This window comes from Rubrivivax gelatinosus, from assembly GCF_016583785.1.
In the GTDB taxonomy this organism is placed as follows: domain Bacteria; phylum Pseudomonadota; class Gammaproteobacteria; order Burkholderiales; family Burkholderiaceae_C; genus Rubrivivax; species Rubrivivax gelatinosus_B.
In genome coordinates this window covers 31,852-46,839 of the sequence record NZ_NRRU01000037.1, presented here as the reverse complement: position 1 = coordinate 46,839, position 14,988 = coordinate 31,852, and the positions used below count along the sequence as shown (strand labels likewise).

The following is a 14,988-nucleotide window of genomic DNA, read 5'->3' as shown; positions in this document are numbered from 1 at the left end:
AGCGGGCGCGGCCGGCTTGGCCGGTGCCGGCACCGGGGCCGGCGGTGCCGGCTGGTCGGGCAGCACGCCCTTGATCACCGGCTCCTGCTTGGTGCGGCCCTTGTCGTTGGCATCGCGACGGCGCGTGATGCCGACTTCCTCGTCCGGCTCCTCGACCATCGTGTAGCTGGCCTGCAGGTTCTCCAGGCGCGGGTCGTCGTGGCGCAGGCGCTCGAGCTTGTAGTTCGGGGTCTCGAGGTGCTTGTTCGGCACCAGGATCACGGTGACGCGCTGCTTCAACTCGATCTTGGTGATCTCGGTGCGCTTCTCGTTGAGCAGGAACGAGGTCACCTCCACCGGCACCTGCACGTGCACGGCGGCGGTGTTCTCCTTCATCGCCTCTTCCTGCACCATGCGCAGGATCTGCAGCGCGCTGGACTCGGTGTCGCGGATGTGGCCGGTGCCGTTGCAGCGCGGGCAGGTGACGTGGTTGCCCTCGGACAGCGCCGGGCGCAGGCGCTGGCGGCTCAGTTCGAGCAGGCCGAACTTCGAGATCGACGAGAACTGCACGCGCGCACGGTCGGTGCGCAGCGCGTCGCGCAGGCGCTGTTCGACCTCGCGGCGGTTCTTGCTCTCTTCCATGTCGATGAAGTCGACGACGATCAGCCCGCCCAGGTCGCGCAGCCGCATCTGGCGCGCGATCTCGTCGGCGGCTTCGAGGTTGGTGCGGAACGCGGTTTCCTCGATGTCGCTGCCGCGTGTCGAGCGCGCCGAGTTCACGTCCACCGAGACCAGGGCCTCGGTGTGGTCGATGACGATCGCGCCGCCCGACGGCAGGTTCACCGTGCGGCTGAACGCGGTCTCGATCTGGTGTTCGATCTGGAAGCGGCTGAACAGCGGCGCGTCGTCGCGGTAGCGCTTCACACGCGATGCCGACTCCGGCATCACGTGGTTCATGAACTGCTGCGCCTGATCGTAGATGTCGTCGGTGTCGATCAGGATCTCGCCGATGTCCGCGGTGAAGTAGTCGCGGATCGCGCGGATGACGAGCGAGCTCTCCTGGTAGATCAGGAAGGCGCCCTTGCCGGCCTTGGAGGCGCCGTCGATGGCGTCCCAGAGCTTGAGCATGTAGTTCAGGTCCCACTGCAGCTCGGCCGCCGAGCGGCCGATGCCGGCGGTGCGGGCGATCAGGCTCATGCCCTTGGGGTACTGCAACTGCTCGAGGTTTTCCTTCAGCTCCTCGCGGTCCTCACCCTCGATGCGCCGGCTGACGCCGCCGCCCTTGGGGTTGTTGGGCATCAGCACGAGGTAGCGGCCGGCCAGGCTGACGAAGGTCGTCAGCGCCGCGCCCTTGTTGCCGCGTTCTTCCTTCTCGACCTGCACCAGGAGGTTGTCGCCTTCCTTGACGACGTCCTGGATGCGCGCGTTCTTGAGGTCGACGCCGTCCTTGAAGTAGTTGCGCGAGATTTCCTTGAACGGCAGGAAACCGTGGCGATCCTCGCCGTAGTCGACGAAACAGGCTTCGAGCGACGGCTCCACGCGGGTGATCACCGCTTTGTAGATATTGCCCTTGCGCTGTTCGCGGCCTTCGAGCTCGGTCTCGAAATCGAGCAGTTTCTGCCCGTCGACGATCGCCAGGCGCCGCTCTTCCGGCTGCGTGGCATTGATCAGCATGCGTTTCATTCGAACTCCCGGCGTGCCGGCTTGGGGCCGGGCACGCTGCTGGCGCGTACCGCCCATGCGGCACGCGTTGCCTCGTTCGATGCAGGAGAAACGCGAAAGAACCGACTGGCGCGAAGTGCCCTGGACTGCTTGCTGGCCGTGCTGAGGAAAAAAGTCAGCGACGGATCAGCTGCGCAGCGTTGGCGCGTGCGTTTCGCAGGCGGCTGCCCGGGCCGGTGACGATCCGGGGCGCCGCATGTCACGCGGCGACGCCATCGCGCCGGCCGCGCCGGCATCGTGCCGGGGCCTCGGGGCGAGGACGTGGGGGATTGTCATGAACGGCTCGGCAACTCTTGGGTCCTGTCGGACGCCGGGTCGAGCTGGAGTGACTCCGGGGCTCGACCCTCTGGATTTCGGGTGCCTCCAAAACGAGGCGGGTTCTTCTTCGAATCTCTCGTCGCCCGCCGCCGCGCACTGCTGGCACGCTCCGGCGGCCAGCCCGCGCGCACCGCTGCCGGGCGCTGCATCACCTTTGCGTGGGCGACCTCGGCCGCCTACGCGCTCCGCGACGTGTTTTCGTAAGCGCCGGGTAAACTCCGGAAAATCAATCACTTACCGCACGAACGTGGAGCGCCGGATTATAGGGGCCAAAGCCCGCGACGCGTCGCCGGCGCCGCAAAAGAAGCCGGCCGGCGTGCCGCCTGCGGTGCAGCGAATCACCGTCGACGAAGAATCGGCCGGGCAGCGCCTGGACAATTTCCTGATCCGCATCCTGAAAGGCGTGCCGAAAACCCACGTCTACCGCGTCATCCGCTCGGGCGAGGTGCGCGTGAACAAGGGCCGCGCCAGCGCCGACACCCGCATCGCCGCCGGTGACGAGATCCGCGTGCCGCCGGTGCGTGTCGCCGAAGCGGCGTCGACGGCCTCGGTGCCGGCGCGCGAGTTCCCGGTGCTGTTCGAGGACGAGCACCTGCTCGCGATCGCCAAGCCTGCCGGCGTCGCGGTGCACGGCGGCAGCGGCGTCAGCTCGGGTGTCATCGAGCAGCTGCGCAAGGCCAGGCCCGACGCACGTTTCCTCGAACTGGTGCACCGGCTCGACAAGGAGACCTCGGGCGTGCTGCTGCTGGCCAAGAAACGCAGCGCGCTGACCGCGCTGCAGGACCAGTTCCGCGCCCGCGACACCGGCAAGACCTATTTCGCGCTCGTCGCCGGCAGCTGGCCGGCCCGGCTCAAGGTCCTGGACCTGCCGCTGCACAAAGGCACCGACGCCGCCGGCGAGCGCCACGTGCGTGTCGTCGCCGCCGATGCGCCCGAAGCGCGGCGCTCGATCACGATCGTGCGTTCGGTGCGTGCCGTCGGCCCGTACTCGCTGCTCGAGATCGGCCTGAAGACCGGGCGCACGCACCAGATCCGCGTGCACCTGGCGCATTCGGGGCACCCGATCGTCGGCGACCCGAAGTACGGCGACTTCGCGCTGAACAAGGCGGTGGCGCGCGAGAAACGTTTCACGCGCATGTTCCTGCATGCCGTCGAGCTCGCCTTCGACCACCCGGCCAGCGGCGAGCGCATCACCTTGCGCGCGGCGCTGCCGCCGGAGTGCGAGACACTGCTGGCCGCACCATGAAAACCCGCACATTCGACCTCATCGTCTTCGACTGGGACGGCACCCTCTTCGACTCGACCGCGCTGATCGTGCGCTGCATCCAGGACGCCTGCCGCGACGTCGGCGTCGCGGTGCCCAGCGACACCGATGCCGCCTACGTCATCGGCCTGGGCCTGCACGACGCGCTCAAACACGCCGCGCCCGGGCTGCCGCCCGAGCGCTACCCCGAACTCGGCAACCGCTACCGCCACCACTGGTTCTCGCGCCAGCAGGAGGTCGTGCTCTTCCCGGGCACGCTGGAGATGCTGCAGGACCTGCGTGCGCGCAACCACTGGCTCGCCGTCGCCACCGGCAAGGGCCGGCGCGGGCTGGACGAGGCGCTGGCGCAGTCGGGGCTGGTGAGCCTGTTCGACGGCACCCGCACCGCCGACGAGACCGCGAGCAAGCCCGACCCGACGATGCTGCTGGAGCTGATGCGCGAGTTCGGCACCGAGCCGGCGCGCACGCTGATGATCGGCGACACCACGCACGACCTGCTGATGGCGAGCAACGCCGGCACACCGCGCGTGGCGGTGAGCTACGGCGCGCACGAGCCCGAGGCTTTCGGCCAGTACGCGCCGCTGCACGTGGCGCACAGCACGCGCGAGCTGCACGACTGGCTGCTGGAGAACGCTTGAGCCCTCAGGACTTGTCCGGGGCTCATTCCCGCCTGGCGGGACCGGCCGCCAGGCCGAAGGGTGCCCCAAATGAACCCTCAGGACTTGTCCGGGGCTCATTCCCGCCTGGCGGGACCGGCCGCCAGGCCGAGGGTGCTCCCGTGACCCAGGCGCGCGCCGGCGGCGTGCCGCTGTGCGCCGCGGCCGATCTGGCTGAAGGCGGTCTGGCCCATGTCTGGGACGTGCTCGACGAACGCGGCCGGCCGGCGCGCGCCTTCGTGCTGCGCTGGGACGGGCGCGTCGTCGCCTACCTGAACCGCTGCGCCCACCTGCCGGCCGAGCTCGACTGGCAGCCCGGGCGCTTTCTCGACAGCGACGGCCGGCTCATCGTCTGCGCGATGCACGGCGCCGTCTACGAGCCCGCCGACGGGCGCTGCATCGGCGGCCCCGGCGCCGGCGGCCGGCTGCTGGCGCTGGAGGTGGCCGAGCTCGACGGTCAGGTGACTTGGTATCCTTCGCGCGAGATCCGCCCGGCCCCGCCGGCCGACGAAAGCGCGACATGACCCCCACCGACGACACCCCGACGCCGGCGCCGATGCCCGGCGCGGCTCCCGCGACGCCGCCCGCCGCCGCCAGCTCCCTCGAGACCGGCCTCGAACGCGTGGCCCGCGAACTGCTGATCCAGCAGCGCAGCGACCGCCGCTGGCGCATCTTCTTCCGCATGGCCTGGCTGCTGCTGGCGATCGCCGTCATCTGGGGGGCGATGTCCGAACGCTTCACGCCGACGGCGCCGAGCCGGCCGCACACCGCGCTCGTCGAGGTGCGCGGCGAGATCTCGGCCGACACTGAAGCCAGCGCCGAACTGCTCGTGGCGGCGCTGCGCAGCGCTTTCGAGGACCAAGGCGCGCAGGCCGTCGTGCTGCGCATCAACTCGCCCGGCGGCAGCCCGGTGCAGGCCGGCATCGTCAACGACGAGATCCGGCGCCTGAAGGTGCTGCACAAGAAGAAGGTCTACGCCGTCGTCGAGGAGATGTGTGCCTCGGGCGCGTACTACATCGCCGTCGCCGCCGACGAGATCTACGTCGACAAGGCCAGCATCGTCGGCAGCATCGGCGTGCTGATGGACGGGTTCGGCTTCACCGGGCTGATGGACAAGCTGGGCATCGAGCGCCGGCTGCTGACCGCGGGCGAGAACAAGGGCATGCTCGACCCGTTCAGCCCTCAGAACGAGCAGCAGACCGCCTACGCCAAGGCGATGATCGACCAGATCCACCAGCAGTTCATCGCCGTCGTGCGCCAGGGCCGCGGCAAGCGGCTGCACGAGTCGCCCGAGACCTTCTCCGGGCTGTTCTGGAACGGCGAGGAAGCGGTGCGCCTGGGTCTGGCCGACCGCATGGGCAACCTCGACTACGTCGCGCGCGAGGTCGTCAAGGCCGAGGAAGTCGTCGACTACACGCCGCGCGACAACGTCGCCGAGCGGCTGGCCAAGCGCTTCGGCGCCGCGGTCGGGCAGGGCGCGGTCAAGGCGATGCGTGAGCTGTCGCCGATCCGCTAAAGCCTTTCCTTCCCGTTCTCCCGAGGTTGCCGATGTCCGACCGGCTTGCGGTCCTGCCCCAGTACGTCCTGCCCAAGCAGGCCTTGACGCGCCTGGCCGGCGCTTTCGCCCAGTCCCGCGGCGGCGCCGTCACGACGGCGGCGATCCGCTGGTTCGCGCGCCGCTACGGCGTCGACCTGTCCGAGGCGGCGAACCCCGACCCGGCCAGCTACGCCAGCTTCAACGAGTTCTTCACCCGGGCGCTGAAACCCGGCGCCCGGCCGCTGGACAGCGCCGGGCTGCTGTGCCCGGTCGACGGCGCGATCAGCCAGTTCGGTGCGATCGAGCGCGGGCGCATCTTCCAGGCCAAGGGCCACGACTACAGCGCCACCGCGCTGCTGGGCGGCGACGCGGCGCTGGCCGCAGGCTTCGAAGCCGGCAGCTTCGCGACCATCTACCTCAGCCCCAAGGACTACCACCGCATCCACATGCCCTGCGACGGCCGTCTGCTGCGCATGGTGCACGTGCCGGGCGAGCTGTTCTCGGTGAACCCGCTGACGGCGCGCGGCGTGCCCGGGCTGTTCGCACGCAACGAGCGTGTGGTCTGCGTCTTCGAAGGCGGCCCGGTGCCCGGCCCCTGGGCGCTGGTGCTGGTCGGCGCGACCATCGTCGGCAGCATGGCCACCGTCTGGCATGGCGTCGTCAACCCGCCGCGGCCGGGTGTCGTGCGCAGCTGGGACTACGCCGACCAGGACATCCACCTGGAACGCGGCGCCGAGATGGGGCGTTTCCTGCTCGGCTCCACCGTCGTGCTGCTGTTCCCGCAGGCGCTGCGTTTCAACCCGAGCTGGGCGCCCGGGCGCATCGTGCGCATGGGGCAGGGCATGGCCGAACTCGGCTGAGCCTTGACGGACGCGGCCGGGAGGCCGCGCGACACCGGCTCCACCCGCCCGACGCCGCGCCACGCGCGGCCGTGACAGGCTGCCCATGTCGGCATCAGGGAGAGCTGCAGCCGAAACCATGTTCTGGCAGAATTTGCCCAAGCAAACATTGTTTGGACAAGGAACAATGGCCCAGAGCCCTCCCTGCCGTTATTACGACGGTGCCGAATACGACCCCGACCAGAGCGTCGGCTACCTGATGCTGCAGCTGACGACGCTGATGCGGCGCGAGGTCGACGTGCGCATGTCCACGCACGGCCTCACCGACGCGCAGTGGAAGCCGCTGTTCATGCTGAAGATCGGCCGCGCCGACAGCCCGCACGGCCTGGCGCGCGTGCTCGATTGCGACGCCGGCGCGGTGACTCGCCTCATCGACCGGCTCGAAGCCAAGGGCCTGATCGAACGCGAGCGCTCCGAGTCCGACCGCCGCGTCGTGCACCTGCGCCTGACCGAAGCCGGGCGTGCCGCCGCCGAGATCGTGCCGCACGTGCTGGCCGAGGTGCAGAACGACCTGTTCGCCGGCTTCAGCCGCGACGAGTGGGCGCAGCTGCGCGGCTACATCGAACGCCTGATCGCCAACGCCAACCGTTTCGCCGCCGAAAGACCTGCCGCATGAGCCGCTTTGCCACCTCCGCCGTGGTGCTGGCCGCAGCGCTCGCCGCCGCGGGCTGCGCCAGCCCGGGCGAACTGCCCGAACGGCACACGCTCGCCACGCCTGCCGCCGCCGGCGCCACCGACACCGCCACGCCCTGGCCCGCCGAACGCTGGTGGACCGGCTTCGGCGACACCACGCTCGACGGCCTCGTCGAGCGCGCGCTCGCCGGCCAGCCCAGCCTGCAGGTCGCCGCCGCGCGCCTGCGCCAGGCCGATGCCGCCGTCGGCGTCGCCTCGGCGGCGCGGCTGCCGCAGGTGCAGGGCACGGCCGACCTGTCGCGCCAGCGTTTCACCGAGAACGGCATGGTGCCGGCGCCGCTGGCCGGGTCCATCGCCTGGAACAACAGCGCCCAGATCGGCGCCAGCTGGGAGCTGGACCTGTTCGGCCGCGAGCGCAACACGATCGCGGCCGCAGTCGGCCAGAGCCGTGCTGCCGCCGCCGAGCTGCAGGCCGCGCGCGTGCTGCTGGCGGCCAACGTCGTCGCCGGCTACGTCAACCTGGGGCGGCTGGTCGAGAGCCGCGAGGTCGCGCGCCAGTCGCTGGCGCAGCGCGAGCAGATCCTGGCGCTGGTGCGCCAGCGCATCGCCGCCGGCCTGGACACCACGGTCGAGCTGCGCCAGGCCGAAGGGCTGATCGCGCAGTCGCGCGTCGACCTGGAAGCGCTGGACGAAGCCACCGCGCGCGCGCGCCACGCGCTCGCCGAGCTGTGCGGGCAGGGCCCGAAGGCGCTCGAGGGGCTGTCGCCGGCGCTGGCGCCGCTGCATTCGACGCCGCTGCCGGCGGGGCTGCCGGCCGACCTGATGGGCCGCCGCGCCGACCTCGTCGCCCAGCGCTGGCGCGTCGAGACCGCGCTGCGCGAGGTCGACGTCGCGCGCGCCCAGTTCTATCCGAACGTGAGCCTGACGGCCTTCGTCGGCCTGTCCAGCCTGGGGCTGGACGAGTTCGTCAAGGCCGGCTCGCGCACCTTCGGCGCCGGCCCGGCGCTGTCGCTGCCGATCTTCGAAGGCGGCCGGCTGCGCGCCAACCTCGGCGCCCGCGCGGCCGAGGTCGACGCCGCGGTCGAGGGCTACAACGGCGCGCTGCTGCGTGCGCTGCGCGAAGTGGCCGACGAGGTCGCCGGGCTGCAGTCGCTGGAGCGCCAGCAGCGCGCCCAGGCCGAAGCCGGCGCCGCCGCCGACGCCGCGTTCGCGCTCGCGCTGCAGCGGTTCCAGGCCGGGCTCGGCAACTTCCTCACCGTGCTCAGCGCCCAGACCAACGTGCTCGCGCAGTCGCGCGCCGCGACTGACCTGAAGGCGCGCCATCTGGCCAGCGAAGTGGCACTCGCCCGCGCCCTCGGCGGCGGCTGGGCCGCCACCGACGACACCCTGCCGCCGCCCGTGGCCGCCGCGCGCTGAAACCCCAACCGAACACACCGCACCGAACCATGAGCGAAACCAACACCCCCGCCGCCGACCCGGGCGCCAAGCGCAAGCCGGCGCTGCTGGCCGTCGCCGGCGTCACGCTGACCGCCGCGCTGATCTACGGCGCCTGGTGGCTGATCACCCAGCGCCACTACGAGTCGACCGACAACGCCTATGTGCAGGGCCAGGTCGTGCAGATCACGCCGCAGGTCGGCGGCACCGTGCTCGCGGTGCTGGCCGACGACACCGACCGCGTCAAGGCCGGCCAGCCGCTGGTCAAGCTGGACCCGGCCGACGCCCGGCTGGCGCTGCAGCGCGCCGAGGCCCAGCTCGCGCAGACCGTGCGCGAGGTGCGCACGGTCTACGCCAACGACGCCACCTTCGCCGCCAACGTGCGCCTGCGCGAAGCCGAGGTCGCACGCGCCGAGTCCGACGTCGCCCGTGCCAGCGACGACATCGAGCGCCGCCGCCCGCTGATGGCCAGCGGCGCCGTCGGCGGCGAGGAGATGAAACACGCCGAGACCACGCTGGCGGCGGCGCGCAGCGCGCTCGCGGCGGCGCGCTCCGCGCTGGCCGCGGCGCAGGAGCAGGCCAGTTCCAACCGTGCGCTGACCGAAGGCGTCGCGATCGAGCAGCACCCCAACGTCGAACGTGCCGCCGCCGCGCTGCGCGAGGCCTGGCTGGCGCTGGAGCGCACCGAACTGCCGGCGCCGATCGCCGGCCAGGTGGCGCGGCGCACGGTGCAGGTCGGCCAGCGTGTCGCGCCCGGCACGCCGCTGATGTCGGTGGTGCCGCTCGATCAGGTCTGGGTCGAGGCCAACTTCAAGGAAGGCCAGCTGCGCGACATGCGCATCGGCCAGCCGGTCAAGCTGAGCGCCGACCTCTACGGCGGCCGCGTCGAGTTCGAGGGCCACGTCGTCGGCGTCGGCGCCGGCACCGGCTCGGCGTTTGCGCTGCTGCCGGCGCAGAACGCGACCGGCAACTGGATCAAGATCGTGCAGCGCGTGCCGGTGCGCATCGAGATCGATGCCAAGCAGCTCGGCGAGCACCCGCTGCGTGTCGGCCTGTCGATGGACGCCACCGTCGACACCGCCGACACCCAGGGCGAGCCGGTGCTGACCGCGGTGACGCGCTCGAGCAACCGCACGGCGGTGTTCGACGCCGCCGACGACGCTGCCCAGCGCCGCGTGCACGAGATCATCGCCCGCAACCTCGGTCGTGCCACGAAGGGCTGACATGAGCTCGACCACCGTGGCCGCGGACGGCGACGCGCCGGACGCGAAACCCGCCGCCGCGCCGCCGCGTGCGCCGGCGTACCCGCCGCTGCAGGGCGGCGCGCGTGTCGCCGGCACGCTGGCGCTGTCGCTGGCGACCTTCATGACGGTGCTCGACACCTCGATCGCCAACGTCTCGATCCCGGCGATCTCGGGCGACCTGGGCGTGAGCCCGCAGCAGGGCACCTGGGTCATCACCTCGTTCGGCGTCGCCAACGCGATCGCCGTGCCACTGACCGGCTGGCTGACGCAGCGGTTCGGCCAGGTGCGGCTGTTCACCGCCAGCATCGTGCTCTTCGTCATCGCCTCCTGGCTGTGCGGGCTGGCGCCGAACATCGAGTCGCTGATCGCGTTTCGCGTCTTCCAGGGGCTGGTCTCGGGGCCGATGATCCCGCTGTCGCTGACCCTGCTGCTGGCCAGCTACCCGCCGGCCAAGGCCGGCCTGGCGATGGCCTTGTGGGCGATGACGACGATGGTCGCGCCGGTGGTCGGGCCGCTGCTGGGCGGCTGGCTGACCGACAACCTGTCCTGGCCCTGGATCTTCTTCATCAACATCCCGGTCGGGCTGTTCGCCGCGGCGCTGACCTGGTCGATCTACCGCAGCCGCGACCCCGGTCCGAAACGTGTGCCGGTCGACGCCGTCGGGCTCGGGCTGCTGGTGCTGTGGGTCGGTGCGCTGCAGATCATGGTCGACAAGGGCAAGGAGCTGGACTGGTTCAGCTCGACCCAGATCGTCGTGCTGGCGATCGTCGCCGTGATCGGCTTCCTGTTCTTCCTCGCCTGGGAGCTGACCGACCGGCACCCGATCGTCGACCTGCGCCTGTTCGGCCGGCGCAACTTCGTGCTCGGCACGACCGCGCTGTCGGTGGCCTACGGCGTGTTCTTCGGCAACGTCGTGCTGCTGCCGCTGTGGCTGCAGCAGTGGATGGGCTACACGGCGACCTGGGCCGGCATGGTGACGGCGCCGGTGGGCATCCTGGCGATCGCGCTGTCGCCCTGGGTCGGCAAGAACGTCGGCCGCATGGACCCGCGCAAGCTTGCCACCGTCGCCTTCCTCGGCTTCGGCCTGGTGCTGTGGATGCGCGCCCAGTTCAACACCCAGGTGACGCCGGGCGTGATCCTGCTGCCCATCATGTTGCAGGGCGCGGCGATGGCCTTCTTCTTCGTGCCGCTGCAGGCCATCATCTTCAGCGGCCTGAAGCCCGAGCAGATGCCGGCGGCGTCCGGCCTGTCGAACTTCGTGCGCATCACCGCCGGCGCCATCGGCACCTCGCTGTTCACGACGCTGTGGGACAACCGCGCGTCGCTGCACCACGCCCATCTGGTCGAGGCGATCAGCGCCGGCAGCCACGACGCGACGACGCAGGCGATGCTGGCGCAGCTGGCCGCCGCCGGCCAGAGCGCCGAGCAGGCGAACGCGACGCTGAACCGGCTGATCGACCAGCAGGCCTACACGATGGCCGTCACCGACGTCTTCCACCTGTCGGCGCTGCTGTTCATCGCGCTCATCGTGCTGCTGTGGCTGGCCGCTCCGCGGAGCGCGGGCGCAGGCGGGGCAGCCGACGCCGGGGGGGCGCACTGAGTCTGGCGATCAAGGCCGGAAGGCCTTGATCGCCAGACTCAGGCTCGAGCACGATTTCACGTGACAGAGCCGAGGCCGGCCTCAGGCCGCCGGCGCGGGCTGCAGGCTCGCGCCGGCGGCGATCGCGCGCAGGCAGGCGGGGCACAGGCAGCGCGGGTACAGCGACATCATCGCGCGCAGCTGGCGCGGCTCCAGCTTGAACTGGCTGCAGGCGCAGGGGCCGGGGCCGGCAGCGCCGCAGTGGAAGGCGCCGCCACAGCGCGGGCAGGATTCGTTGTCGTTGTTGTCGCTCATAACCATCCCAGTTTGCGGAAGCGCCGGTACATCAGCGCGCAGACGCCGCCGATGACGGCCAGGGCCGCCGGGTAACCCCAGCGCCAGTCGAGTTCGGGCATGTACTTGAAGTTCATGCCCCAGACGCCGACGAAGGCGGTGGCGACGGCGAAGATGCCGGCCCAGGCCGCCAGGCGCTTGGTGGTCTCGCTCTCCTCGATCGTCACCATCGACAGGTTCACCTGGATGGCGGTCGTCACGGCCTCGCGCAGCGCGTCCAGCGTGGCGTTGATGCGCAGCAGGTGGTCGGAGACGTCGCGGAAGTACTCCTGGGTGCCGGCACTGACCGGCGGCGCGCGCCCGCCGTGCAGGCGCAGCACCGGGTCGACCAGCGGCAGCACCGCGTGGCGCAGCACGCCCAGCCGGCGCTTGACGTCGTAGAGCATCTCGATGCTGCGCCGGGCCGCGCCGGGCTCGAAGATCTGCGCCTCGATGCCGTCGACCTCGTTCTCCAGTTCCTCGACGAGCGGGAAGTAGCGGTCGACCGCGGCGTCGAGCAGCGCGTAGAAGACGAAGCCGGCACCCTGGCGCAGCAGCTCGGGCGAACGTTCGCAGCGGGTGCGCACCTCGGCGAAGCCGCGCGTGCTGCGGCTGCGCACCGAGACCACGTAGTTCGGCCCGGCGAAGATCGCCAGTTCGCCCACCTGCAGCTCGTCCGTCGGCCCGTACTCGACCAGGTGGACGACGCAGAACAGCATGTCGCCGTAGTCCTCGATCTTGGGCCGCTGGTGGCCGTGGCGCGCGTCCTCGACGGCCAGTTCGTGCAGGCCGAACTCCTGCTGCATCGTCGCCAGCTCGTCGTCGCCGGGGTCGCGCAACGCGACCCAGATCAGGGTGTCGGGCTGGGCGAGGTAGTCGCTGATCGCTTCGACGGAGATGTCGGCGAGTTTGACGCCGTGGCGGTAGGCGACACAGTTGATCAGCATGGGCGCGGCAGGAAAGGCGGCGCGCAGTGTCGCACGGCGCGCGCGGGCGGCTGGAAGTCACGCCGCAGGTCGGCTTGGCGCGGGTTCCTTGTGAGCGCTCAAGCCGTGCGGCTATTTTCCTTGTGCGAGCGCAGAGCCTGAGTCCATAATGAGAAATATTCGCATTTGGTTTCCGGTCATGGGTCTTGGCTCCTTCTTCCGCCCGCCGTCCGCGGCCGTCGTCCCGGCTTCGCGTTCGTCGGCGCCGCTGCCGAGCGCCGCTGCGGCGCCGGCCCTGTCCCTCGATGCGGCTGCCACCGGTCTGCCCTGCCGCGTCGTCGGCGTGAAGTCGCCCGAACTCGCGCCTTCGTGGGGCCGCTGGCTCGCCGAGATCGGTTTCCTGCCGGGTGAACGCGTCACCGTGACCACGCGCAGCGTCTGGGGCGGCGACCCGCTGGTGGTGCGTGTCGGCCAGTCCACGTTCGCGCTGCGCCGCGCCGAAGCCGCCTGCGTGCGCGTGGAGCCGCTGTGAGCAGCTGCCACGATACCGTCGTCCACATCCATCCCGGCGGCCAGCTCGTCGCCCTGGTCGGCAACCCGAACTGCGGCAAGACGGCGCTCTTCAACCTGCTGACCGGCAGCCGGCAGAAGGTGGCCAACTACGCCGGCGTCACCGTCGAGCGCAAGGAAGGCCAGTTCCGTACCAGCGCCGGCAAAACGCTGCGTGTGCTCGACCTGCCCGGTGCCTACAGCCTGAACCCACGTTCGCCCGACGAACGTGTCACCGTCGACGTGCTGCACGGCCGTGCCCGGGGCGAGAAGCGTCCCGACATCGTCGTCTGCGTCGTCGACGCGACCAACCTGCGGCGCAACCTGCGCCTGGTGCTCGCGGTGCAGCGCCTGGGCCTGCCCTGCGTCGTCGCGCTGAACATGGCCGACATGGCGGCACGCCGCGGCCTGCAGGTCGACGCCGACGCGCTGGCGCGTGAACTCGGCGTGCCGGTGGTGCCGACCGTCGGCATCAAGGCCGATGGCGACCGCGCGCTGCGCGCGCTGCTCGAGGACCGCTCGCTGTGGAAGGCGGCCCAGGCCGCGCAGGAGGCGCTGCACCAGGACGGCGACCACCACACGGTGCAGACCATCCTCGAGCGTCTGGGCCTGGACAAGGCCATGCCCGAGACTGCCAGCGACCGCATCGATCGTGTCGTGCTGCACCCGGTCATCGGCCCGGCAATCCTGGCCGTGCTGCTGTTTCTCGTCTTCCAGGCGGTGTTCTCGTGGGCCGAGGCGCCGATGGGCTGGATCGAGGGCGCCACCGGTGCGCTCGGCGAAGCCGTCGGCGCCCTGCTGCCCGAGGGCGTGCTGCGCAGTTTCGTCGTCGACGGCCTGATCGCCGGCCTGGGCGGCGTCGTCGTCTTCCTGCCGCAGATCCTGATCCTGTTCTTCTTCATCCTGCTGCTGGAAGAGTCGGGCTACCTGCCGCGTGCCGCCTTCCTGCTCGACCGGCTGATGGGCAGTGTCGGCCTGTCCGGGCGCGCCTTCATCCCGCTGCTGTCGAGCTTCGCCTGCGCCATTCCCGGCATCATGGCCGCGCGCACGATCGCCGACCCGCGCGACCGCATCGTCACCATCCTGCTGGCGCCGATGATGACCTGCTCGGCGCGGCTGCCGGTCTATGCGCTGCTGATCGCCGCCTTCATTCCCTCGCGCCAGGTGTTCGGCGGGCTGGAACTGCAGGGGTTGGTGCTGTTCGCGCTGTACCTGGCCGGCATCCTCGGCGCCTTCGCCGTCGCCTGGGTGCTCAAGCGTTTCGGCAGCGGCAAGCGCCACGTGCGCACGCTGATGATGGAGCTGCCCTCGTACCACTGGCCGACGGTGCGGGCGGTCGCAACCGGGCTGTGGCAGCGCGCGCTGATCTTCCTGCGCCGCGTCGGCGGCGTCATCCTGGTGATGACGGTCGTGCTGTGGGTCTTGTCCAGCTTCCCGGTTCCGCCCGAGGGCTACACCGAGCCGGCGATCGAGTACAGCCTGGCCGGGCGCATCGGCCAGGCCCTGGCCTTCATCTTCGAGCCCATCGGCTTCAACTGGCAGATCAGCATCGCGCTGGTGCCGGCGATGGCGGCGCGCGAGGTCGCGGTCGCGGCGCTGGCGACGGTCTACGCCGTCGGCGCCACCGGCGACGAGGCCGGCAGCGCGCTGGCTCCGCTGCTGGCGCAGGACTGGTCGATGGCGACCGCGCTGGCGATGATGGCCTGGTTCGTGTTCGCGCCGCAGTGCCTGTCGACGCTGGCGACGATCCGGCGCGAGACCGGCGGCTGGAAGTGGGTCGGCGTGACCGCGGGCTATCTGTTCGTGCTCGCCTACGCCGCGTCCTTCGTGACCTACCGCGTGGCGTTGGCCTTCGGGCTGTAAGCAGCCGGCGGCATGCCCCCGCGCCGAGTGGCGGGGCCGGTCTCAGGACGGG

14 protein-coding genes are annotated in these 14,988 nt (G+C 70.9%); 11 read left to right on the top strand and 3 right to left on the bottom strand.

What is annotated here, in order from left to right; all coding sequences use genetic code 11:
• A partial coding sequence (locus CKO43_RS11690) for an Rne/Rng family ribonuclease (protein WP_200378740.1) occupies window positions 1–1,662 on the bottom strand: 1,662 nt, incomplete at its 3' end.
• A 685-nt stretch (window positions 1,663–2,347) separates the two neighbouring features.
• Here CKO43_RS11690 and CKO43_RS11685 point away from each other — a divergent pair.
• The 9 genes from CKO43_RS11685 to CKO43_RS11645 all read left to right on the top strand — a co-directional run bounded on the left by CKO43_RS11685 (window position 2,348) and on the right by CKO43_RS11645 (window position 11,286).
• The gene (locus CKO43_RS11685) at window positions 2,348–3,265 is read left to right on the top strand and encodes an RluA family pseudouridine synthase (RefSeq protein ID WP_200226279.1); all 918 of its coding nucleotides are present in this window, start codon (window positions 2,348–2,350) and stop codon (window positions 3,263–3,265) included.
• A complete protein-coding gene (locus CKO43_RS11680; RefSeq protein WP_200378739.1) occupies window positions 3,262–3,921 on the top strand; it encodes an HAD family hydrolase in 660 nt (219 codons plus the stop codon). The genes CKO43_RS11685 and CKO43_RS11680 overlap by 4 nt, the downstream gene beginning before the upstream one ends.
• 140 nt (window positions 3,922–4,061) lie before the next feature.
• Window positions 4,062–4,463 carry a Rieske 2Fe-2S domain-containing protein gene (locus CKO43_RS11675; protein ID WP_200378738.1) on the top strand — a complete coding sequence of 134 codons (402 nt, stop codon included), beginning with the start codon at window positions 4,062–4,064 and terminating at the stop codon, window positions 4,461–4,463.
• Entirely contained in the window at window positions 4,460–5,455 is a 996-nt protein-coding gene (locus CKO43_RS11670) for a S49 family peptidase (protein WP_200226272.1), read from the top strand. The genes CKO43_RS11675 and CKO43_RS11670 overlap by 4 nt, the downstream gene beginning before the upstream one ends.
• Window positions 5,456–5,487: 32 nt before the next feature.
• Window positions 5,488–6,336 (top strand): archaetidylserine decarboxylase, encoded by an 849-nt coding sequence (gene asd, locus CKO43_RS11665; RefSeq protein ID WP_200378737.1) that lies wholly within the window; start codon window positions 5,488–5,490, stop codon window positions 6,334–6,336.
• Window positions 6,337–6,502: 166 nt separating this feature from the next.
• On the top strand, window positions 6,503–6,991 hold the full coding sequence (locus CKO43_RS11660; protein ID WP_200226267.1) for a MarR family winged helix-turn-helix transcriptional regulator: 489 nt from the start codon (window positions 6,503–6,505) through the stop codon (window positions 6,989–6,991).
• Window positions 6,988–8,424, top strand: coding sequence for an efflux transporter outer membrane subunit (locus CKO43_RS11655; protein ID WP_200378736.1), 1,437 nt, complete (start codon window positions 6,988–6,990; stop codon window positions 8,422–8,424). Before CKO43_RS11660 ends, CKO43_RS11655 begins: the two co-directional genes overlap by 4 nt.
• Window positions 8,425–8,453: 29 nt before the next feature.
• The gene (locus CKO43_RS11650) at window positions 8,454–9,665 is read left to right on the top strand and encodes an HlyD family secretion protein (RefSeq protein WP_200226262.1); all 1,212 of its coding nucleotides are present in this window, start codon (window positions 8,454–8,456) and stop codon (window positions 9,663–9,665) included.
• 1 nt (window position 9,666) lies between these two features.
• The gene (locus CKO43_RS11645) at window positions 9,667–11,286 is read left to right on the top strand and encodes a DHA2 family efflux MFS transporter permease subunit (RefSeq protein WP_200378735.1); all 1,620 of its coding nucleotides are present in this window, start codon (window positions 9,667–9,669) and stop codon (window positions 11,284–11,286) included.
• Window positions 11,287–11,367: 81 nt separating this feature from the next.
• Here CKO43_RS11645 and CKO43_RS11640 read toward each other — a convergent pair whose 3' ends face one another.
• On the bottom strand, window positions 11,368–11,580 hold the full coding sequence (locus CKO43_RS11640) for a cysteine-rich CWC family protein (protein ID WP_200226258.1): 213 nt from the start codon (window positions 11,578–11,580) through the stop codon (window positions 11,368–11,370).
• On the bottom strand, window positions 11,577–12,545 hold the full coding sequence (gene corA, locus CKO43_RS11635) for a magnesium/cobalt transporter CorA (RefSeq protein ID WP_200226256.1): 969 nt from the start codon (window positions 12,543–12,545) through the stop codon (window positions 11,577–11,579). Before corA ends, CKO43_RS11640 begins: the two co-directional genes overlap by 4 nt.
• 178 nt (window positions 12,546–12,723) lie before the next feature.
• Between corA and CKO43_RS11630 the strand changes: the two genes are divergently transcribed.
• On the top strand, window positions 12,724–13,056 hold the full coding sequence (locus CKO43_RS11630; protein WP_200226254.1) for a FeoA family protein: 333 nt from the start codon (window positions 12,724–12,726) through the stop codon (window positions 13,054–13,056).
• Window positions 13,053–14,936 (top strand): FeoB small GTPase domain-containing protein, encoded by a 1,884-nt coding sequence (feoB, locus tag CKO43_RS11625; RefSeq protein WP_200226251.1) that lies wholly within the window; start codon window positions 13,053–13,055, stop codon window positions 14,934–14,936. Before CKO43_RS11630 ends, feoB begins: the two co-directional genes overlap by 4 nt.
• The last annotated feature ends 52 nt before the right edge of the window (window positions 14,937–14,988 follow it).

What these genes read in the sequence shown, in the direction of transcription:
- CKO43_RS11680 (WP_200378739.1), top strand. Translation starts at nt 3,262, where the DNA reads ATGAAAACCCGCACATTCGACCTCATCGTCTTCGACTGGGACGGCACC.
- CKO43_RS11670 (WP_200226272.1), top strand. Translation starts at nt 4,460, where the DNA reads ATGACCCCCACCGACGACACCCCGACGCCGGCGCCGATGCCCGGCGCG.
- asd (WP_200378737.1), top strand. Translation starts at nt 5,488, where the DNA reads ATGTCCGACCGGCTTGCGGTCCTGCCCCAGTACGTCCTGCCCAAGCAG.
- CKO43_RS11660 (WP_200226267.1), top strand. Translation starts at nt 6,503, where the DNA reads ATGGCCCAGAGCCCTCCCTGCCGTTATTACGACGGTGCCGAATACGAC.
- CKO43_RS11655 (WP_200378736.1), top strand. Translation starts at nt 6,988, where the DNA reads ATGAGCCGCTTTGCCACCTCCGCCGTGGTGCTGGCCGCAGCGCTCGCC.
- CKO43_RS11650 (WP_200226262.1), top strand. Translation starts at nt 8,454, where the DNA reads ATGAGCGAAACCAACACCCCCGCCGCCGACCCGGGCGCCAAGCGCAAG.
- CKO43_RS11645 (WP_200378735.1), top strand. Translation starts at nt 9,667, where the DNA reads ATGAGCTCGACCACCGTGGCCGCGGACGGCGACGCGCCGGACGCGAAA.
- CKO43_RS11640 (WP_200226258.1), bottom strand. Translation starts at nt 11,580, where the DNA reads ATGAGCGACAACAACGACAACGAATCCTGCCCGCGCTGTGGCGGCGCC.
- corA (WP_200226256.1), bottom strand. Translation starts at nt 12,545, where the DNA reads ATGCTGATCAACTGTGTCGCCTACCGCCACGGCGTCAAACTCGCCGAC.
- CKO43_RS11630 (WP_200226254.1), top strand. Translation starts at nt 12,724, where the DNA reads ATGGGTCTTGGCTCCTTCTTCCGCCCGCCGTCCGCGGCCGTCGTCCCG.